Genomic DNA, 20,810 nt, shown 5'->3' on the forward strand with positions numbered 1-20,810 from the left:
TCTTTTGTTTTAAATAATAGTATAATTTTATAATCTTCGTTCTTTTAAATCAGCCTCGATCTGTACTTCCATTTTTTTGTCAATTTCATAGAAAAACAATAATCCTACACCAATTAAAAAAGGTATTGCCGGAAAAATGCTTACTAATAATTTAATTCCGTTAATGGCAATATCTGTTTGTTGTGCTGAATTTGGAACATAATCAAAATGTCCTAAAAGTGATGTTGTTAATGCGCCTCCAATACTTAATCCTGCTTTTAATCCCACCATCATTGCCGAAAATATAATCGCTGTTGCACGACGGTTATTTTTCCATTCAGAATAATCAGCTACATCTGCAATCATTGCCCAAAGCAATGGAATCGTAATTCCGTAGAAAAACCCATGAAAAATCTGAGAAAAAAACATCAGGCTCACTGAGCTTGGAGAAAAGAAATAAAAAGCAATAACAAATAAGGTGGAAATAAATAAAAACAGTCCAAAAACATTTCTTTTACCATACTTGTCAGCAAATCTTTTTGATAATGTAATTCCGACTATCATAAAGATAATACCTCCGGCATTAAACAAACCAAATCCGGCAGAAACAGGATCATTCCCAAAGGTATTCAGCCCTATTGCTGAAAGAAAATCTAAGATAGGGTGTATAAAACTGGCGAGTTCCTGTTTGTTTACATAATTCTCAAAATAATACACATAAGAACCTCCTTTAATTGCCAGTGTTATAAAAACTAATAAAGTAAGCGCCAGCATAATGATCCATGGCTTGTTTTTGGCTAAATCTAATAAGTCTTCTTTTACACTTGATTTTTGTTCTGGTTTTGGTACGATTCGTTCTTTAGTAGTTACGAAAGTTATTAGCAGCATAATAGTTCCAATTATTGCTAAAGCAGTCATTACTTTTTCGATGCCAATTGCTTTATCACCATTTCCGGCACTTTTAATAATGCCAAGCATAAAAACCTGAACAAAAAATTGAGCAAACATTACAGCAACAAAACGATATGAAGACATACTGTTTCTTTCTCCCATATCCCCTGTTATAACACCGCTTAATGCTGAATAAGGCAAATTATTAGCTGCATAAAATAATAAAAGAAATGAATAAGTCAGAATTGCATAGATTACTTTGCCCTGATACGAAAAATCAGGTGTTGTAAACGCTAAAAGAGCAATAACCCCTAAAGGAACAGATGTCCATAAAATCCAGGGGCGAAATTTACCCCATTTTGTATGGGTTCTGTCAGCAAGTGCACCAATTATGGGATTAAATATAAAAGCTGCAATGAGCCCTACAATCAACATAATTATAGATGAATGTGTTGGTGATAATCCGTATATATCGGTATAAAAATAAGCCAGATAGGTCATTAAGGTCTGAAAAACTAAGTTCGCTGCTAAATCACCCAGACTGTACCCTATTTTTTCTTTAATAGATAATTTTTGAGAAGATAAATTCATTTATTTTAATTGTGTGGTTATGTATTAGTTAGTTTAGTTTTTAAAAAATGACTTTAAATAATCCTTTGCCATTTAATTTGGCGCTAAAGTAATAATAAAAACAATCGGTTGTGTAAAATATTTTAAAAATATATTTTTATGACAAATTGTTATAAAAACAACTGTTCTAAAAAACAATTTATTATATCCAGTTGTATAAACATATACTTTTTTGCTGACTTATTAAATTTAAATAATACTAAATAAGTTTTTAACAGTAACTACTCTAATTATTTAGGATATAGATGTTGTAATCTATATCCTAAATATCATAAGCAATGCAAATATTTTAGTTTCAACAAAACATGTCAATCCCATACTTGTAATTATATAAGGTCAAATCTTAATTGTATAAATAAAAACATATTGAGGAATATAAATTTGATAGTGAAAAGCAATCCATTTTAAACCTTTTAGCATCTTTAATTTCTTCAAGATTAGTGGAAATTATTTATAATAACAAAATTTAGTGTTAAGCTCAGGCACTTAATTTTTACTCCTGATGTATTAATTATTATATAGTATACGTATGGATATCTATGCAATTTTACAAATTTTAATAGCCACAATTGCAGCAACATCTGCTATGACACTGTTCAGCTATGCTGTATCAGCAAGTTTCAGGGAACTGTATAAAGAGCCTGTGCTTTTAACATTTCTCTTAAAGCAGCTAAAAATTAATGTTTCAAATAAAGGAAAAGCAACTTTAGCATGGTTATTACATTATTTTATCGGATTTATATTTGTTTACACCTACCATCTTTTTATGGGTGAATCACATTTTAAGTTTATCCTTACTGAATGCATTTCTATTAGGAAGCATATGCGGAATTATTGGAATTGCAGGCTGGATGACACTATTTAAATTAGCTTATTATAAGCCTGATATTGATTTTAAAGGCTATTATATTCAGCTTTTCTTTGCCCACATCATTTTCGGTCTTGTAGCAGTATTGTTTTATTATCTTACTTTAACCATCATCTTAATCGCGAAGTCCAATGTCACTATCTAAATACAATCAGAAAAGAGATTTCAAACAAACTAAGGAACCAAAGGGAAAGGTTGAAAAGTCTGAAAGCGAACTTATTTTTGTCGTACAAAAACATGCTGCTTCTCACCTCCATTATGATTTTAGACTTGAAATGAACGGAGTTTTAAAAAGCTGGGCTGTTCCCAAAGGCCCTTCAATGAATCCGGATGATAAACGTCTGGCTATGATGGTTGAAGATCATCCGTACAGCTACAAAGATTTTGAAGGTACCATTCCCGAAGGCAATTACGGAGCAGGAAATGTAATTGTTTGGGATAACGGAACTTATAGTTATGACAAGGAAACAACAACTCCGGAAAAAGCGATTTTGGCTGATCTCAAAAAAGGCCGTTTGAGTTTTATTTTAAAAGGCAAAAAACTTAAAGGAGAATTTTCTTTGGTAAAACTAAAAGGAAAACAGGAAAACGCCTGGCTTTTAATTAAGAAAAATGACAAATATGTAACTGATGCTGACATTTTAGAAAAAAACAAATCAGTACTCTCGAAACGATCTTTGGAAGAACTGGAGGAGAAATCTAAAAAAGCAGTTCCAGCTGCCAAAAAAGAAATATCTTCAAAAAAAAAGAATGATACGCTTGAAAAAGCAATTTTCGTTAAACCGATGCTCGCAAACACAAAAGAAAAACCTTTTAATGACCCGGACTGGATTTTTGAAAATAAATACGACGGATATCGCACTATTGCAATAATAAACCCTCCTGAAGCAGAGCTATTCAGTCGCAATGAAATTTCTTTTAACCTCAATTTTAAAGCTGTGGCTGAAGATTTAAAAAAAATAGATCATACTGCTATCTTAGATGGTGAAGTGGTAGTTGAGGATAAATCAGGAAAAGCAAATTTTCAGTTGCTTCAAAATTACCTTAAAACAGGTTCCGGAGAGTTGAAATATTATGTTTTTGATCTTTTGAATCTGGATGGAAATTCAACTACAGAATTATCGCTGCTTGACAGAAAAGAGCTCTTGAAAATCCTTTTCAATAAATATGATTTTACAAATGTTTTTTATTCGGATCACATAATTAAAAACGGAATGGAATTATTTGATCTTGCCATAAAAAACAAAGAAGAAGGAATAATTGCAAAAAGAGCTGATAGTACTTATACAACAAACAGACGCAGTAATGACTGGCTAAAAATAAAAACTTCAAATCAGGAAGAAGCGATTATAATTGGAATTACAGAACCTAAGAATTCACGAAAGTATTTTGGAGCGATATTATTAGGACAGTACTACGGCAAAAAGCTACATTTTATTGGAAAATGCGGAACAGGTTTTACAGAAGACACCCTAAAAGAATTATATAGCAAACTAAAGCCATACTTCACTGACAATGCAGCACTGACAGAAAAAACAGGATTACGTGACAAAATACAATGGGTTAAACCCAAAATAGTCTGCCAGGTTAAGTTTTCTGAATGGACTCAAGACAAGCACCTAAGGCATCCGGTATATCTTGGATTACGAATAGACAAAAAAGCCAGCGAGGTTTTTACTCCTTACAATATTAAAAACCAGAATTTAGCAACAAAAGAAGAAGCTATGGAAACTGAAACCAAAAAAAATAAAACCAAAAATAAAATCGAAAAAGATTACGATTTGAAAATTGGTAAAACGGTACTTCATTTAACCAATCAGAATAAAATATATTTTCCGAAAGACGGCATTAGCAAAGGAGATGTTGTCCAGTATTATAATGAAGTAGCCGATTTGATATTGCCTTATCTTAAAAATCGTCCTGAATCGATGAACCGATATCCAAACGGCATTGATGCTCCAAGTTTCTATCAAAAAGATGTTGACACAGAAAAAACACCTTCCTGGTTAAAAACTAAAAAAATATTTTCTGAATCAAACAACGAAAACATTAACTATTTGATTTGCAATAACAAGGAAACACTTATTTATATGGCTAATTTAGGCTGTATCGAAATAAACCCATGGAATTCTACCATTCAAAATATCGAAAATCCCGACTGGCTCGTAATCGATATTGACCCTGATCAACAAGATTTTTCTGTTGTTGTCGAAACAGCTTTAGTCGTCAAAGATGTTATGGATGGACTGGAAACAGAATGTTATTGCAAAACTTCAGGTGCTTCGGGACTTCATGTTTACATTCCGCTTGGTGCGCAATATGATTATGATTCTGTAAAAATTTTAGCTGAACTAATTGCCCAAAAAGTTCAATCCAGATTGCCGGACACAACGTCTTTAGAACGCAGCATTAAAAAGAGAAATCATAAAATTTATATCGATTATTTGCAAAACAGAATCGGTCAGACATTAGCCGCGCCTTATTCTGTAAGACCAAAACCAGGTGCAACGGTTTCTACGCCATTAGAATGGAGTGAAGTAAACAGTAAACTGCATCCTTCGCAATTTACAATTAAAAACGTATTAAAAAGATTTGAGAAAAAAGGGGATTTGTGGACTCCTGTTTTATCAAAAGGAGCAAATATTAAAAAGATTCTGAAAAAAATTGAAGACCAAAAAGATTAAGAAGATTTTTTCTTTTTGGTCTCTAAACTTGCTTTGAGCATATCAATTAAACTATCGCCTTGTTTATGAACTACTTTGAGTTTGGCAGGTTTTTTAGGTGCTTTTCCTTTAGCTTTCTTTTTGATAATATCCAAAAGCTTAGCAGTATATTCATCTTTAAAGTTGCTAATATCAAACTTTTCCGTCAATTGTTCAATTAGCTTATTCGCCATATCAATTTCTTTGGTTTTGGCCTTAGAAACCGGTGGAAGTTTTAATTCGTCTGTAGCACGAATTTCCTGTTCGAAACGAATTCTGTTTAAAACAATAACATTTTTATATGGTTTTAGAATAGCCAGACCTTCCTTATTACGCATTACGAAACTTGTAATCCCAACTTTTCCTGAAGCAGCAAGAGCATCACGAAGCAAGGCATAGGCATTCATTGCACCTTTGTCAGGTTCAAGATAATAGGGCTGTTCATAATAAAGACTTGCAATCTCTTTTTCATCAACAAAACTCTGGATATCAATCGTCTTTGTTTTAACAGCATCTGCAGCTTCAAAATCTGAATCTTCAAGTACTACATACTTATCGTCAATTTTATAACCCTTTACAATATTCGAAAAGTCAATTTCCTTACCTGTATTTTCATTTACTCGTTTGAATTTGATATTGGCATGATCTTTTTTATCGAGCATATCCATGTCGAGACTGCTTTCCTGAACCGCAGAAAATAATTTAACCGGAATATTAATTAAACCGAAACTAATTGAACCTGTCCATATTGCTCTCATAATGAATAATTTTAAAGACGACTTTTCAGGAATTAAATATTTCCTTCAACCCAATTCAGGGCTTTGTTAAATTCAGCTTTTTTAAATCCACGAAATTCTCCCGGGACAACATAGCTGAAACCATTTGTAAATGAAATAATCTCTTCTGTATCTGTAACAATTGCAGCCCTGTTCCATTTTCCCAAATGTTTTAGTCCTATTAGCGCATCTTGTAACCATGCACCTGCAGTAAAGTTTCCAATGTCGGTATCCAATACCAGCAAAAAATTAATTTCATTGATTCTTTTTACTAAATTATCTATAGCAGGGACAACAGTGGCCTGAAAATCATCTTTTGTTACTTCTGCGAGAGCTCTAAAAGCAACTATATTATCGGGTGTATCAATTATGTGTATCATCGTTTGTTAGTTTTAATTACCTCAAAATTAGAATACTCCAAGTAAAGTGGTTTATATGTTATCTTTAAAGTTTTATAAAATATCTATCTACTAAATCCAATAAGTATTTCTATAAATGAATTGCGTGTAATTTTTAGTTAACTTTTAAAAAATTCACCCAAATTTATTTGTAAAAAAATTACTTTTGAGAACCCAATTCATATTTAAAATTATGTTTCAAAAAAGAATTTTTCTCCATCTGTTCGTTGCCATAATTACTTTAATTTATGCTCCGAATGCCAGTTCACAAACAACATCTTCTAAAAAAGAGCGTTCAAAATTATTTGAAGAAACTACCACAGACAGTGATTACTTAATGGCTATCGAAAAAGCAGGCGAAGTAATGGAATCTGCTTATAACGATGCTGATTTTGACAGTGCTTCTCACCATTTATTTGGCGAAATCAAAAGAACGCAAAGCAAACTGGATCTTATCCTGACAAGTCTTAAAGGCGCAAATCCTAATGTCCGCAATCAGCAAATGTATCATACGGTGCTGAAAGAAATCGAGCTGGATTTAGAAGAACAAAATACGGCTATTAATTTGCGAAACGAAAATCTTGAAAAAATTAAAAGCCGGTTTATAGAGCTCCGCAAAGACAAAACTTTGATGGTACTTATAAAAGATACCATTCGAAGAAAGCAATTTAAAAGAGAATTTGCCAACCTTAGAAAAAAATATCTGAGCACCGATAGTCTGATGACTAAAAATCAGGGAATCCTGAACAACAAAAAAAGAAACACGGTTCAGCGGAAAATCGCAGTTTCTAATGCTTTGATTGCTGTCGAAAATAATCTTGAAAAATCCGGAATCAGTATTTTTCATAAAGAGCAGCCTTTTTTATGGAATATCACGGAAACAGTCCCGAGAAAAGCGGTACAAAATATTGGCTCAAAAATAGTTATTGAAGAAAGTGTTGCCGAATATTACTTAAGTTATCGTATTGGCGGACTCATTACATTAGTGTTTTTTATGGGGCTTTTAGGCTGGTATATTTCACGTAATTTAAAGTACCTGAAAACTAACGGATACAAAGACAATCTTTCTCTTTTTAACTTTAAATATTTAAACAGAGGTATTTTGGTTCCGGTTGCAGTGGTAGGACTAAGTATTGCAGTTGTCAGCAATTTATATGCTCCTGCCTTATTCATAGAGCTTCTGCAATTGCTTTTACTCGGAATTCTGACCTTGCTTTTCAAAAATCAATGGTCCGGAACATCAATGCGAAACTGGCTTTTGCTATTAGGATTGTTTATCACACTTTGTTTTCTGGATTTATTTATAGAAGTTGGATTGTTGCAGCGTTGTGCCTTTATAATCATCAATATTTTGGGAATCCGCTACGGTCTTATACAAATCAAAAGTTTAAAGGATCAGTTGTATATAAAAGCTTTCTTTAAATGGGCCAGTATACTTTTTGTCGGATTAAATGGATTGTCGATACTGTATAACCTTTTCGGACGAGTATCGCTTTCTAATATGCTCAGCCTGACAGCTTTTATTTCGCTTACGCAGATTGTGGCGCTGAGTGTACTTTTGAAAATTATTTTAGAAATTATTCTTTTGCAAATCTATACGACCAGAGTGAAACGCGGTATCGAAAAGATTTTTGACCATGAAAGTTTATCTGAGACTTTAAAAAAGCCATTTATAATTCTGATGAGTTATATGTGGATTATAGTTATTGCTTCTAATTTAAATATTTGGGAATCGCTTCGTTCTTCCTTGGCATCACTCCTCACCCATCCTAATACTATCGGAAGCATTACTTTTACTTTAGGAAATATTGTGTTGTTTTTTATCATTATTTGGATTGCACATTTACTTCAAAAATATGTGGCTTACTTTTTTGGAGAAATTGAAGATGAAAACGAAGAGAACATCAATAAAAGACAACATTCAAAATTACTAATTACCAGACTTCTTGTATTAATTTCCGGTTATTTACTGGCTGTTGCAGCCTCCGGGATGCCTTTGGACAAATTGAGTATTCTTTTGGGAGCATTAGGAGTTGGGGTTGGACTAGGACTTCAGAATGTGGTAAATAATTTTGTGTCGGGAATTATTCTAATTTTTGACAAACCGATTCAGGTAGGTGATGTTATTGAAATCAGTTCTGAATCCGGTCGCGTAAAAGCTATGGGATTAAGAACTACAAAAATCAATGCTCCAAACGGAGCCGAGATTATTATTCCGAACGGAAATTTATTGTCTCAGAACATTACCAACTGGACTTATACTGACAATTTCAAATTAGTAGAAATTTCAATAGAAGTTAGCGGTGATACTACACCTGATGGCATTAATGAAATTATAATTCAGGCACTACAAGACGTGACTCTCATTAATATGGAAAAAGCTCCTCAGATTTTTTACAGCGCTATTTCCGAAGGAAAATATAAAATACTCATAAAATTCTGGTGCAGTATTTATCGTACCGAAGAGAGTATCAGCAATGCGCGTCAGGTTTTATTCAGTACTTTTAAAGCTAAAGGATTGACTTTTTCAACTTAACATATACTTCGCTATAAATTAAAAACGCCTCCAATTTGGAGGCGTTTCTGTTTAACAAATCAAATTAATGTTTACCCTTGCCGTGAGAATGGTTGTGATCATTTTTAGGATTTCCTTTTCCTTTACCGTTTCCGTTGTTATGACCATGAGCATTATATCTTCCTTCAGACTTATAAATTTTATCTGGTTTTGGGCCTCTGTTTTTTTGAGGTTTTCCAACATATCCTTTTGGATAAGCTGCTCTGTGTTTAGAATGATAACTGTAAGGTTTACTTCCTCTGTAATCTCTTAAAACCACTTTGTAGCCTGAATAAAAATCGTAATTTCTGTATCGGGCAGGTACTCTTCTTTCCCTAACCCAAACTCCATTATTAAAATAAATATACTGGCTTTGAGTTACATCATAATAAATATCAATATCAGGCAAATAATAATATCTGCTGTCATCATATCCTACTGGTCCCCAGTTTGGTGGTGTGCCAATATTTACATTAACTGAAACCTGTGAATGTGCCAAAACACTCATAAAAAGTGCTAAGGCGAATACTATCTTTTTCATCTTTTTTTGTTTTTAATTATTAACTTCATTTATAGTCTAATCTAAATTAATGCCAATATTTTAATTTATCAGCTTCCTATATACGAAAACACTAAAAAAGACGACGTACAGCACTTTACAACCGATATAAAGACAAAAAAACGCCTCAGAACCGAGACGTTTAATTTTATATTTAACTGTTTATTTCCATCCTCCACCCAAAGCCCTGTATAATTCAACTATGGCCTGAAGTCTTTGCAAATTATCATTTACGCCGCTTAATTGTGCTGACAGAAGATTTTGTTCAGAAGTTAATACATCAGTATAGTTGGTTGCAGAACTATATTCTAAGAGTTGACGGGTGTAATCGACTGCTTTCTCTAAATTTTCGATTTGTTTTGCTCTTGATTCGAGTTTGTCTGTAGCCATTTGGTAAGAATACAAAGAATTAGATACTTCCTGACCTGCTACCAATAAGCTTTGTTGGAAATTATTATATGCTTGTAATTGTTTTGATTGTGCAGTTGTCAGTCTGGCTTTGTTTTGCCCCTGATTGAAAAGTGGCTGCGTCAATCCTCCTATAATGGAATAAAATATTGAACGGTCAAAGAAGTCCTTTAACTGTAAACTAGAAAGTCCGCCACTGGCTGTCAGCGTAAGGCTTGGATAGAAATAGGTACGTGCAAGGTTGGTACTTTCGAAAGCAGCTCTGAAATTGAATTCGGCCTGACGCACATCCGGACGGTTTTGAAGCAATTGTGATGATAAACCTGTTTTAATATTCTCAGGCATTGGCTGATCATCTAAAATCCCTCTTTCAATTGGGCCGGGCGCTTGCGCAATTAAAATATTCAAAGCATTTTCGGTTTCTCGTATTCTTTGTTTTAAATCCGGTATTGAAACTTCGGCAGCGTAACGGTTTGCCTCACTTTGTACTACAGCTGCACCGTTTACGATTGCTCCTTCTTTTAATAGTTTTATTGTTTCGACATTTTCAATACGGCTTTCCAGCGTTTTCTGTGTAATAGCCAGTTGTTTATCATAAGCCATCAATAGAAAATAATTGTTGGCAATATCCGAAATCAATTGTGTCTGAACGGCTTGTTTTGCTGCATCAGTCGCCAGATAAGAGGCTAAAGCTGCTCTTTTTGAGCTGCTTAATTTCCCCCAGATATCTGCTTCCCAGGAAGTGCTTAAACCTAATTTATAGGTTGTAGTTAAGGTATTAATATTTATTCCGGGTGGAAAGTTAAGTCCCGCTTCTGATTGTTTGTTGCGGGTAACACTGGCATCAAGATTTAAATTGGGATAATACGCCAATTTGCTTTGACGCAAAGTAGCACGGGCCTGAACAATATTTTCGATAGCATTTTTCAGGTTGAGATTCTGGTCGATTCCTTTCTGAATTAAAGCAGAAAGTTTTGGATCTTTAAAAACACTTTGCCACGGCATATCTGCCATTGTCGTCGAATCTGCCGAAGTTTCATCACGAAAGAGCTTTTCTGTCGAGACAGTTGCGGGACGTTCGTATTTTTTAACTGCACACGCACTCAAAAGTACCGTCGCAGCCAATAAAAAAATATATTTATTTGAACTATGAGTCATTTCTTCTTAATTAAATTATTCTTTGTGCGCTTCCAGTAAATGAATTTCGTCTTCATCGTCTTCATCATCATAACCATCTTTTGCCGGTCCGCTGATTTTTTCCTGTAAAGTCTGGAATATGATAAACAAAACCGGAATAACGAACACTCCCAAAATAGTTCCGATTAACATTCCGCCAACAGCTCCGGTACCAATTGATTTATTCCCGACCGCACCTGCACCAGATGCAAACATCAACGGAACAAGTCCGAGGATAAATGCAAATGAAGTCATCAAAATAGGACGCAAACGTGCTACAGCACCTTCAATTGCCGCCTGAACAATAGGTAATCCTTTTCTCCTTCTGTCTAAAGCAAATTCGACAATCAAAATACCGTTCTTAGCTAAAAGTCCGATTAGCATGATTAAGGAAATCTGCAGGTAAATGTTACTGTTCAGTTTGAATATAATCGAAAACAAATACGCTCCTGCCAGTCCAAAAGGAATAGAGAATAAAACTGAAAACGGCAGAATATAACTTTCGTATTGTGCACTCAATAAAAAGTAAACAAAAACCAGACACAAAATAAAGATAAAAATGGTTTCGCTCCCTGAAGCTAATTCTTCACGCGTTAATCCTGAAAATTCGTAACCATAACCTGCCGGAAGATTCTCTGCTGCTACTTCCTGAATAGCCTTAATTGCATCTCCGGAACTAAATCCTGGATTTGGTGCACCTGTAATCGAAATTGACGTGAACAAATTAAATCTAGAAATAGATTCTGGTCCGAAAACCCTGGTCATTTTTACAAATTCGGTAATTGGCGCCATGTTGCCTGAACTGTTTCGGACAAAAATTTTATTTAATCCTTCAGTATTCGTCCTAAACTCCGGTGAAGCCTGTATCATAACACGGTATTGTTTTCCAAACTTATTAAAATTCGAAGCATACAATCCACCATAATAGCCTTGCATCGTAGACAAAATCGAATTAACAGAAACGCCTGCGTCTTTGGCTTTAGCCAGGTTAATATCCATCATATACTGAGGAAAACCCGGATTAAAAGGGGTTGTTGCATATTGGATTTCAGGACGTTTTGATAATTTTTCTAAAAAATCGGTATTGACTTTAAAGAATTCGGCTGTGGTATGACCTCCTTTGTCCTGCAACTGAAACTCGAATCCGCCGCTTTGTCCAAATCCCTGAATGGTTGGGGGTGAAATAAAGAAAATATTGGCTTCACGAATCCCGCTTGTTTTGGCAAAAAGCTGTCCTATTACATCATTAACACTTAAATCACGTTTGTCCCAGGTTTCCAGTTTTACAATAACCATACTGTAGGCACTACCCGCTCCAGCTGTAAAGTTCTGCCCCACGATACGAAGCGTATTTTTGACCCCCGGAATTGTATTAGCAATACTGTCAACTTGTTTGGCAATTTTATCAGAACGCTCCATAGATGCTGATGGCGGTAAACTGATATTCGCAAAAACTGTCCCCTGATCTTCCGCAGGTACGAAAGCTGACGGAGTTGTTTTCATCATATAAAATAATCCTGCACCGGCTATAAGAATGGATGCCAGAACAATCCATTTTTTTACTGAAAGAAACTGAACTGAACGTTTGTATCTGCCAGTTACATTATCAAACGCGACATTAAAAGCAGTGTAAAATCTTTGTAAATAACTTTTATGCTTATGATCATCTGCATGAGGCTTTAATAATAATGCACATAAAGCAGGACTTAAAGTTAAAGCATTTACTGCTGAAAGGATAATGGCAACTGCTAACGTAATACCAAATTGTTTATAGAAAACTCCGGTAGAACCTGTGATAAATGTAACCGGAATAAATACAGCAGCCATTACAAGTGTAATCGAAATAATGGCTCCTGAAATTTCATCCATTGCATCAATCGTAGCTTTTTTAGCCGATTTATAACCATGGTCGAGTTTAGCATGCACGGCCTCGACGACGACAATCGCATCATCGACCACAATACCAATCGCCAGCACCATCGCAAAAAGTGTCAATAAGTTAATCGTAAATCCGAAAAGACTCAGGAAGAAAAACGTCCCCACAATCGCCACCGGAACCGCAATTGCCGGAATTAGCGTAGACCTGAAATCCTGAAGGAAAATAAATACTACGATAAAAACCAGAATAAAAGCTTCAATCAAGGTATGGATTACTTTTTCGATAGAAGCATCCAGATTTTCATTGACGTCCACCAAAAGTGTATATTTTACTCCTTTCGGGAAGCTTTTTGCGGCTTCTTCAATCAGTTTTTTGGAATTATTGATTACGTCACGGGCATTTGATCCCGGAGTCTGGCTGATTGCCATCGCTGCAGATTCTACACCGTTTGTTTTAATCGTTGAAGCATAACTTAAAGATCCTAATTCAACTTTGGCAACATCTTTCAATCGAAGCATTTGCCCATTGCCAACGGATTTGATCACAATATCTTCAAACTCTTTTGGACTGGTCAGGCGACCTTTGTATTTGATTACATACTGAAAAGCCTGGTTACCGTTTTCACCAAATTTACCCGGTGCGGCTTCAATATTCTGTTCTGCCAAAGCTGCCGAAATATCACTTGGAATCAGTTTGTATTGCTGCATGATATCCGGTTTGAGCCAGATTCTCATCGAGTAATCTTTGGCACCAAAAACCGTTACATCCCCCACCCCAACTACACGCTGAATTTGCGGAACAAGATTAATCTTTGCATAATTTTGAAGAAAGGTCTGATCATATGTTTTATCGTCACTATACAACGAAAAAATCAACAAGTTACTGCTCTGACTTTTCGTAACTGTTACACCTGCCTGAGTTACCTCTACTGGTAATAAACTCGTTGCTCTTGAAACCCTGTTCTGGACGTTTACCGCTGCTAAATCAGGATTTGTTCCTACTTTGAAGTATATTTTGATAGAAGCATTTCCGTCATTGGTTGCCGTAGAAGTCATGTACGTCATGTTTTCTACACCATTGATTTGTTCTTCTAACGGAATAACAATACTTTTCAAAACCACATCAGCATTCGCTCCTGTATAACTTGCCGATACGTTTACTGTAGGAGGGGCAATATCCGGATATTGAGAAATAGGCAGCTCCACAAGACCTAAAACCCCCAAAATGACAATAATAACCGATATTACAGTCGAAAGTACCGGTCTTTGTATAAATATTTTAAACATCTTTTTTTATTTTAAGTCGGCATAAACCGTTTCTGCACTCACATTATTCGCTTTAATCTCAGTTCCTTCTTTAAGTGAGGCAACTCCTTCTAACACAATCTGATCGCCAGGTTTTAAACCGCTTGTTATTACATAATAATTACCGGCTGTATTTTCAAGTTTGGTAATATTCACATTTTTCGTTTTTTTGTCTTTGCCCACAGTAACTGCAAAAATCTTATCCTGAAGTTCGAATGTAGCACTCTGAGGAACAATTATTCCTTCTTTAACCACATTTGGAATTCGCACTGTCGTACTGCTTCCACTTCTGATAATCCCTTTTGGATTTGGAAAACGAGCCCTGATATTTACTGTACCTGTTTCGGTATTAATTAATCCGTTTACGGTTTCAATCCTTCCTTTTTCGTCATAAGTAGTACCATCAGAAAGCACTAAAGAAACTTGAGGCATTTTTTTGATTTTTTGTGCTAGTGGAGCCCCTGAATTTTCCTGGGTAAAGTTCAAAAGCATTTTTTCATTCAAAGCAAAATAAGCATATACATTCCCTATACTTGAAACCGTTGTCATTGGCTCGGCTGTTGCTGAACTTACGAGGCTTCCTAAACGAAAAGGTATTGAGCCTACAACACCACTAACCGGACTTGTAACGGTTGTATATCCTAAATTAACTTTGGCATTAACCAAAGCTGCATTTGCCTGAGCTAAACTGGCCATTGCAGACTCATAGTTATATTGTGCAGATTCAAGTTCATATTTACTGATAATTCCTTTTTCAACTAAAGGCTTTACCTTATTTACGGCCAATTTTGCTGTACTTACTTCTGCCTGGGCACTTTTTACACTTGCAGAAGCCGTACGAACCTGCTGTTCATATTCCGGTGCGCTAATTTTAAATAAAGCCTGTCCTGCTTTGACAACAGCACCTTCATCTACAAATATTTTATCAATATAACCTTCAACTCTTGGTCGGATTTCTATGTTTTGCTGCCCCTGAATACTAGCCGGGAAATCTGTATATAATGTTGCTGATTCTGGCTGCAAAGTCATGGTTTTATATTCTTTAACTTGCGGTGCTCCTCCTCCCTGAGCTGACTTATCATCTTTTTTACCGCATGATGCGATAACTACTGATGCTATGAGAATGCTTAAAAATGATTGCTTGTTCATTGTAATAAATGTGAAATTATCGATTATACACTGGTAAAATTAAATAAAATAAAAGGTACGAAAATTTTCAATAGACAAAGACCTGTGTACAATCGATAGAGATAAGCTCACACCCGATGGATTTTTTAAATTAATTAAACAAGTGTTTAAATTTTGCCTCGTCGGCTCTAAAATGCTTTTTAAGGATTGTAACACTCTGTTGAGCGATTCCTTAAAAATAGTATGTATATTAAATGTAATATTGCCATAATAAATTATAATTCAAATGGCTCCAAATGTTTTCAGACCCTACTTATTTGCCGGATTGCACATCCTTGGCTGGTTACTTTTGGGGTTTATTATGCTATTTTACATTCCGCTTACATGGAAAGTTATTCTTCCGCCAGAATTTTGGCTGTGGCAGATTATTATCCTGATTCTGTTGATTTTTTTATTTTATTCTAATGCGAAAATCGTAGTACCGAAAACGATTATCAAAAATAATACATCTCCCTATTTGGCCTGGTCCTTCCTGACAATTTTTGTTATGCAGCTTATCGCTTATTTGTATTCTTCTCAAACAGATGTACATACAAAAGTGAGCCGGGTTTTAGGTTTCACAAAATACAGAAATCCTTATTTTGATAACTACGTTTTTATGCTTACCCTGCTTGTATTGGGAATTAGTACCAGTTGGGCAATGCTGCAATACTGGCAAAAAGCGGCTCAGCATAAACAAAAGCTGGAACAGGATAAAACTATGGCAGAACTTGCAATGCTGAAGGCACAAATAAATCCGCATTTTTTCTTTAATTCCTTAAACAGTATTTATTCACTTACTTATTCAAATATTGAAGATTCAAGAAATGCATTGCACACCTTGAGCCGAATGATGCGCTATTTGCTTTACAGCACCGAAGGTGAAAGAACTACATTGCTTAAAGAAGTTGAATTTCTTAAGGATTTTATCGCCTTAATGAAACTCCGTGCCAACAAAAAATTAAATATTATTACAGAAATACCAGAAAAACTAAACGACTACCCCATCGTACCAATGTTATTATTACCTTTAGTAGAAAATGCTTTTAAACATGGGATACATGCAACTGAAAAAAGCGAAATTATCATAACATTAAAACAAAATGACACCAATCTGACATTTGAAGTACTTAATACTTTTTTTGAAAAAACATTTAATACTGAACCTGGTGGAATTGGTTTAGCGAATACAAAACGAAGACTACAACTTATTTATCCACATAAGCACGCTATAAATTGCGGTGTCAATAAAGACGGGAAATATGAAGTTGAACTACAGATAACTTTAGAACAATGACAGTACTAAATTGCATAGCGGTAGATGATGAACCATTGGCCTTAAAACTGGTCGAAACTTTTATTGAGCAAACCCCTTTTTTACAATTAAGCTGCAGCTGTGACAATGCTGTTGAAGCCTTAAGTTTAATTCGAGAAAAGCAACCGGATATTGTTTTTTTGGATATAAACATGCCTAACCTAAGCGGAATGGAACTGGCAAGACTTTTACAGGACCAGTCACCACCGATTCCGAAAATAATTTTCACAACTGCCTATAATCATTATGCAATTGAAGGCTATAAAGTAAATGCAGTCGATTATCTTTTAAAACCTTTTAGTTACGAAGAGTTTTTGCGTGCTTCCAACAAAGTCCTGCAAATAACTGAAGAATCTTCAAATCACTACCAGCATATTGCAACTGACGATGATTTTTTCTTTTTAAAGGTTGAATATCAATGGGTAAGAATTTCTTTAAAAGATGTGTTGTATATTGAAAGTTTAAAAGACTATGTAAAAGTTCATCTTCTTGATTCTGATAAAACCGTACTATCTCTTATCTCTTTAAAAGCTCTGGAAGAAAAACTACCCTCTCCAAAGTTTATGAGGATCCATCGTTCGTTTATTGTTTCACTTGACAAAATAAACAGCATAAGTAAAAATTCCATTTTTATTGGAAAAACTGAAATTACTGTTGGCGAACAATACAAAGAAGCGTTTAAAACCATTGTAGACAGATGGTTAAAATAAAACAGAATAATAATGGAAAAAAGATCAAATAAATATTATCTCACATTAAGCTTAAAAGAATATGCAAATGGCGAAACAGCGCCTGCAAAAGAACTTGGAATTGAATTTGAAAACCACGACGAAATATTTAGCATCATTGAAAAAATGAATGCTAAAAATTTATTTGAAAGCGAGTCTGAAGCAACACAATTTGCATTGGGTTTAAAACTATTTGGGGAGATAAAACTAAAACACAGAAAGAATCCTCTTTTTGATGAAATGAATGAAGTGTTTCCTGTTTTCATGAAAAAACTAAAAAGCCTATAAGACATAAAATTAGCAGCTGAAATAATTTTACACATCTTAAGCTAATTAACCATTTGATAACATTTAGGTTATGATCTGTTTATATTTGTTTTTTTATTTTGAATAAAACAAATAGTATGAAATTCTTTAGCTTAAAATTTTTGGTTTCCATTAAAGAATGGCTTTTTCTAAGAGCTATGCATTCATCATTTATTCATTAATTTTCAAAATAAAAGAAAATACATTTGAATGAATAAATTAGAGAAGTCATTTTTAAATAAAGACCAATTTGGTCAGGATTTTTTGTGGGGTGTTTCTACTGCCGCTTTTCAAATAGAAGGTGCTCATGATAAAGATGGAAAAGGTCCATCAATCTGGGATGTTTTTACCAGCCAAAAAGGTAAAATCAAAAACGGGCATCATGCCATTAATGCATGTGATTTTTATAATTGTTATAAAGATGATATTCATTTAATCAGAGAATTAAATATCCCTAACTTCAGATTTTCTCTTAGTTGGTCTCGAATCATGCCTACTGGTCTTCATCCGGTAAATCAATCAGGAATAGATTATTACAATAAAGTAATTGATTTTTTACTTGAATGCGGAATTGAACCGTGGGTAACGCTGTATCACTGGGATTTGCCTCATGCACTTGAAGTAAAAGGCGGATGGACTAACAGAGAATGTGCTTTATGGTTTTCTGATTATGCCGAAGTATGTGCGAAGCATTTTGGAGAGAGGGTAAAAAACTGGATGGTCATCAATGAACCTTCGGTTTTTACTGGTGCAGGGTATTTTCTTGGTATCCATGCTCCGGGAAAAAAAGGTATAACCAATTATTTGAAAGCTATACATCACGTAACATTGGCAACCGTTGCAGGTGCAAAAAAACTAAGGCAATTTAGTCCTGATGCTAATATTGGTACTACGTTTTCATGTACTCATATTGAACCATTTTCAGATAGATCTGCAGATATTCAGGCTGCAAAGCGAGTTGACACATTATTAAACAGAACTTTCATAGAGCCAATTTTAGGACTTGGATATCCACAGGATGATCTTCCGGTTCTTAAAAAAATTAATAATTATATTCAGGGTGATGATCTCGATCACTTAGCTTTTGACTTTGATTTTATTGGTCTTCAATGTTATACACGTGAAATTGTAAAATCTTCATTATTGACACCATATATTGGAGCCGAATTAGTAAGCGCTGAGAAAAGAAATGTAATATCGACCGAAATGGGCTGGGAAATTTACCCTGCAGCACTCTATCATATCCTCCAAAAATTTAATTCATATGATGGAATAAAAAAGATTATAATTACAGAAAATGGAGCCGCATTCCCTGATACAGTTGCAAATGGAAAAGTATATGATATTAGACGAACACATTATATACAAGATCATTTAGAGCAATTACTTAAAGCAAAGAAGGAAGGCTGTAAAGTTGACGGATATTTTGTATGGAGTCTTACTGATAATTTTGAATGGGCTGAAGGTTACAATGCAAGGTTTGGATTAATCTACGTTGATTTTGAAACTCAAAAGAGAACCATTAAACAATCTGGAATTTGGTTTCGGGATTTTTTAGAAAATGGTAGAGAAATTATATAACCAAGTCAGTAAATTATATAATAAAGTAAATCCGATTCATTCTTAAATTTATTTTTAATAAACTAAGAATGAATGGATACATCAGCACAAATCTTCTGGCTTTTGATATTGGCTATCCCTATCGCATGCGTTAGTTGGACAGTTACTCACGAAGAAGTATTTCGCGAACCCAGAGAGTGGTGTGTGAATCGTTCTCAAAGCGATAAAAAACTTTTTAAAAGAAAGTTTTTCTATCTCTTCACCTGCGAATATTGCTTTAGCCACTATATTACCTTATTTTTTATAGCTCTTTGCAACTTCAGGCTTTTATTACCAGACTGGAGGGGCTATATCATTGCGGGATTCTCACTTGTGTTTATAGCGAATCTATATATGAGTTTTTTTGCACTGCTGAGACAAACGATTAAAAAAGAAAAAGTTGAAATTAAAAAAATAGAAACTGATACAAATGAATCTAAGGATCAGGCAAATTAGCAGAAAACAACCATTTTTATCAAACAATAATATCTTCGTTTTTATTTTTGAGTTAAAATCTACTTTTTTTTTAATTATTTTGAATAACAAAATCTGCTTTATCTTCCTTTTTTCGTTTAATTATTTTAAAATATTCAGATGGTGATTTTCCGGTGTGCTTTATAAAAGCGCTGAAACAAGTAGTTCTTGACTTGAAACCTGACCCCAAAGCCATACCCTCCAGAGATAGATCTTTCCATTCGGGATCATTAATTTTTTCATTAAAATATTCAATCCTTTTAAGATCTACAAAATCCTGGAAATGAACATGAAATTCTGAATTAATCAAAATAAAAAGCTGATGTACCGATATGCCGGTTTCGTCCGACAAATCACGAATTACAAAATCTTTTTTTTTTAAAGCTACATTTACAAAATAAGATACATATTAGTATTTTATTGTTTAGATTTTAAGTTTTCAGCTTTATGTAAACTTAGTAATATCCCTTATAAAAGTTAGTGACTCAAAAGATAATATTCTTCATCAGTTACTTTTTCTAACCAAGTTCCGTGTCCTTTGTCGATTTCTGTTATAATGGCAACATAAGAGAACTTGTCAAATGGAGTGGCTCCGTACCAATGTTCAACTCCAGGCAGAATTGTAACTACTTCATCTTTAACAAGCATGCGAACTGCATTTCCTCTTTCCTGATAATAGCCAACTCCGTCTTTGGCGATAATCATATGCAAGCTTGCATTACTGTGCCAGTTGCTTCTCGCACAAGGTTCAAAAGTAACTTCTTTAATAACAGTATTTTCAGGATGAATATCACTGCTTTGCTTCTTATAGGAAACGTCGCCCGTCATATAGGCACTAGGGACTTTTCCTTCTTCGATAACGGCTGAATAATTTGTTGACATAAAATTTAGTTATTTTCGGGATTAACTTTATTTGAAACTACATTAGACCAACCGTATCAGAATCAGAAACTAAATTAAAAAAGCCAGAAATTGCTTTATGAAGTATTGTTTTAGATCTGTTATAACTGATAGGTGATTACTACTTTAATTTCAAAACAAAATTAGATTAAATATGCTTTTTGAAAATAACAATATTCAAACAAAAAATTATGAAT

17 protein-coding genes are annotated in these 20,810 nt (G+C 34.3%); 8 read left to right on the forward strand and 9 right to left on the reverse strand.

Annotated elements, in window-relative coordinates; all coding sequences use genetic code 11:
- Positions 1-27: 27 nt before the first annotated feature.
- Positions 28-1,461 (reverse strand): MFS transporter, encoded by a 1,434-nt coding sequence (locus OZP09_RS01895; RefSeq protein ID WP_281310188.1) that lies wholly within the window; start codon positions 1,459-1,461, stop codon positions 28-30.
- 568 nt (positions 1,462-2,029) lie between these two features.
- Here OZP09_RS01895 and OZP09_RS01900 point away from each other — a divergent pair.
- Both OZP09_RS01900 and ligD read left to right on the forward strand, forming a co-directional pair.
- On the forward strand, positions 2,030-2,365 hold the full coding sequence (locus tag OZP09_RS01900) for a hypothetical protein (protein ID WP_281310189.1): 336 nt from the start codon (positions 2,030-2,032) through the stop codon (positions 2,363-2,365).
- A 134-nt stretch (positions 2,366-2,499) separates the two neighbouring features.
- Positions 2,500-5,052 carry a DNA ligase D gene (gene ligD / locus OZP09_RS01905; RefSeq protein ID WP_281310190.1) on the forward strand — a complete coding sequence of 851 codons (2,553 nt, stop codon included), beginning with the start codon at positions 2,500-2,502 and terminating at the stop codon, positions 5,050-5,052.
- Here the strand turns inward: ligD and ku are convergent.
- Positions 5,049-5,828 carry a non-homologous end joining protein Ku gene (ku, locus tag OZP09_RS01910; protein ID WP_269236254.1) on the reverse strand — a complete coding sequence of 260 codons (780 nt, stop codon included), beginning with the start codon at positions 5,826-5,828 and terminating at the stop codon, positions 5,049-5,051. The two genes, ligD and ku, sit on opposite strands and share 4 nt — an antisense overlap.
- Before the next feature lie 32 nt (positions 5,829-5,860).
- Complete coding sequence (locus OZP09_RS01915; protein WP_223678446.1) at positions 5,861-6,226, reverse strand: SpoIIAA family protein; 366 nt, start codon at positions 6,224-6,226, stop codon at positions 5,861-5,863.
- A gap of 211 nt (positions 6,227-6,437) precedes the next feature.
- Here OZP09_RS01915 and OZP09_RS01920 point away from each other — a divergent pair, with 211 nt between their 5' ends.
- Positions 6,438-8,780 carry a mechanosensitive ion channel family protein gene (locus OZP09_RS01920; protein ID WP_269236255.1) on the forward strand — a complete coding sequence of 781 codons (2,343 nt, stop codon included), beginning with the start codon at positions 6,438-6,440 and terminating at the stop codon, positions 8,778-8,780.
- A gap of 64 nt (positions 8,781-8,844) precedes the next feature.
- Here OZP09_RS01920 and OZP09_RS01925 read toward each other — a convergent pair whose 3' ends face one another.
- From OZP09_RS01925 to OZP09_RS01940, 4 genes are all read right to left on the reverse strand, one after another.
- Positions 8,845-9,339 carry a hypothetical protein gene (locus OZP09_RS01925; RefSeq protein ID WP_269236256.1) on the reverse strand — a complete coding sequence of 165 codons (495 nt, stop codon included), beginning with the start codon at positions 9,337-9,339 and terminating at the stop codon, positions 8,845-8,847.
- A 180-nt stretch (positions 9,340-9,519) separates the two neighbouring features.
- Positions 9,520-10,923, reverse strand: coding sequence for an efflux transporter outer membrane subunit (locus OZP09_RS01930; RefSeq protein WP_281310191.1), 1,404 nt, complete (start codon positions 10,921-10,923; stop codon positions 9,520-9,522).
- 15 nt (positions 10,924-10,938) lie between these two features.
- Positions 10,939-14,106: an efflux RND transporter permease subunit gene (locus OZP09_RS01935; RefSeq protein WP_281310192.1), complete on the reverse strand. Its 3,168-nt coding sequence runs from the start codon at positions 14,104-14,106 to the stop codon at positions 10,939-10,941.
- 6 nt (positions 14,107-14,112) lie between these two features.
- The gene (locus OZP09_RS01940) at positions 14,113-15,273 is read right to left on the reverse strand and encodes an efflux RND transporter periplasmic adaptor subunit (RefSeq protein ID WP_269236258.1); all 1,161 of its coding nucleotides are present in this window, start codon (positions 15,271-15,273) and stop codon (positions 14,113-14,115) included.
- 265 nt (positions 15,274-15,538) lie between these two features.
- Here OZP09_RS01940 and OZP09_RS01945 point away from each other — a divergent pair, with 265 nt between their 5' ends.
- The 5 genes from OZP09_RS01945 (at position 15,539) to OZP09_RS01965 (ending at position 19,695) form a co-directional block, all read left to right on the forward strand.
- Positions 15,539-16,588 (forward strand): sensor histidine kinase, encoded by a 1,050-nt coding sequence (locus OZP09_RS01945; protein ID WP_281310193.1) that lies wholly within the window; start codon positions 15,539-15,541, stop codon positions 16,586-16,588.
- Positions 16,585-17,316, forward strand: a complete 732-nt coding sequence (locus tag OZP09_RS01950) for a LytR/AlgR family response regulator transcription factor (protein ID WP_269236260.1) — start codon at positions 16,585-16,587, stop codon at positions 17,314-17,316. Before OZP09_RS01945 ends, OZP09_RS01950 begins: the two co-directional genes overlap by 4 nt.
- A gap of 12 nt (positions 17,317-17,328) precedes the next feature.
- Entirely contained in the window at positions 17,329-17,622 is a 294-nt protein-coding gene (locus OZP09_RS01955; protein WP_269236261.1) for a DUF3861 domain-containing protein, read from the forward strand.
- Between the two features lie 228 nt (positions 17,623-17,850).
- Complete coding sequence (locus tag OZP09_RS01960) at positions 17,851-19,221, forward strand: GH1 family beta-glucosidase (RefSeq protein ID WP_269236262.1); 1,371 nt, start codon at positions 17,851-17,853, stop codon at positions 19,219-19,221.
- 72 nt (positions 19,222-19,293) lie between these two features.
- Complete coding sequence (locus OZP09_RS01965) at positions 19,294-19,695, forward strand: MFS transporter (protein ID WP_269236263.1); 402 nt, start codon at positions 19,294-19,296, stop codon at positions 19,693-19,695.
- A 70-nt stretch (positions 19,696-19,765) separates the two neighbouring features.
- On the opposite strand, the gene OZP09_RS01970 is transcribed toward OZP09_RS01965, so the two are convergent.
- Positions 19,766-20,065, reverse strand: coding sequence for a helix-turn-helix domain-containing protein (locus tag OZP09_RS01970; RefSeq protein ID WP_269236265.1), 300 nt, complete (start codon positions 20,063-20,065; stop codon positions 19,766-19,768).
- A 125-nt stretch (positions 20,066-20,190) separates the two neighbouring features.
- A complete protein-coding gene (locus OZP09_RS01975; RefSeq protein ID WP_269236266.1) occupies positions 20,191-20,595 on the reverse strand; it encodes a cupin domain-containing protein in 405 nt (134 codons plus the stop codon).
- Between the last annotated feature and the right edge of the window lie 215 nt (positions 20,596-20,810).

The organism is Flavobacterium flavigenum, assembly GCF_027111255.2.
GTDB lineage: Bacteria > Bacteroidota > Bacteroidia > Flavobacteriales > Flavobacteriaceae > Flavobacterium > Flavobacterium flavigenum.

What these genes read in the sequence shown, in the direction of transcription:
- OZP09_RS01895 (WP_281310188.1), bottom strand. Translation starts at nt 1,461, where the DNA reads ATGAATTTATCTTCTCAAAAATTATCTATTAAAGAAAAAATAGGGTAC.
- OZP09_RS01900 (WP_281310189.1), top strand. Translation starts at nt 2,030, where the DNA reads ATGGATATCTATGCAATTTTACAAATTTTAATAGCCACAATTGCAGCA.
- ligD (WP_281310190.1), top strand. Translation starts at nt 2,500, where the DNA reads ATGTCACTATCTAAATACAATCAGAAAAGAGATTTCAAACAAACTAAG.
- ku (WP_269236254.1), bottom strand. Translation starts at nt 5,828, where the DNA reads ATGAGAGCAATATGGACAGGTTCAATTAGTTTCGGTTTAATTAATATT.
- OZP09_RS01915 (WP_223678446.1), bottom strand. Translation starts at nt 6,226, where the DNA reads ATGATACACATAATTGATACACCCGATAATATAGTTGCTTTTAGAGCT.
- OZP09_RS01920 (WP_269236255.1), top strand. Translation starts at nt 6,438, where the DNA reads ATGTTTCAAAAAAGAATTTTTCTCCATCTGTTCGTTGCCATAATTACT.
- OZP09_RS01925 (WP_269236256.1), bottom strand. Translation starts at nt 9,339, where the DNA reads ATGAAAAAGATAGTATTCGCCTTAGCACTTTTTATGAGTGTTTTGGCA.
- OZP09_RS01930 (WP_281310191.1), bottom strand. Translation starts at nt 10,923, where the DNA reads ATGACTCATAGTTCAAATAAATATATTTTTTTATTGGCTGCGACGGTA.
- OZP09_RS01935 (WP_281310192.1), bottom strand. Translation starts at nt 14,106, where the DNA reads ATGTTTAAAATATTTATACAAAGACCGGTACTTTCGACTGTAATATCG.
- OZP09_RS01940 (WP_269236258.1), bottom strand. Translation starts at nt 15,273, where the DNA reads ATGAACAAGCAATCATTTTTAAGCATTCTCATAGCATCAGTAGTTATC.
- OZP09_RS01945 (WP_281310193.1), top strand. Translation starts at nt 15,539, where the DNA reads ATGGCTCCAAATGTTTTCAGACCCTACTTATTTGCCGGATTGCACATC.
- OZP09_RS01950 (WP_269236260.1), top strand. Translation starts at nt 16,585, where the DNA reads ATGACAGTACTAAATTGCATAGCGGTAGATGATGAACCATTGGCCTTA.
- OZP09_RS01955 (WP_269236261.1), top strand. Translation starts at nt 17,329, where the DNA reads ATGGAAAAAAGATCAAATAAATATTATCTCACATTAAGCTTAAAAGAA.
- OZP09_RS01960 (WP_269236262.1), top strand. Translation starts at nt 17,851, where the DNA reads ATGAATAAATTAGAGAAGTCATTTTTAAATAAAGACCAATTTGGTCAG.
- OZP09_RS01965 (WP_269236263.1), top strand. Translation starts at nt 19,294, where the DNA reads ATGGATACATCAGCACAAATCTTCTGGCTTTTGATATTGGCTATCCCT.
- OZP09_RS01975 (WP_269236266.1), bottom strand. Translation starts at nt 20,595, where the DNA reads ATGTCAACAAATTATTCAGCCGTTATCGAAGAAGGAAAAGTCCCTAGT.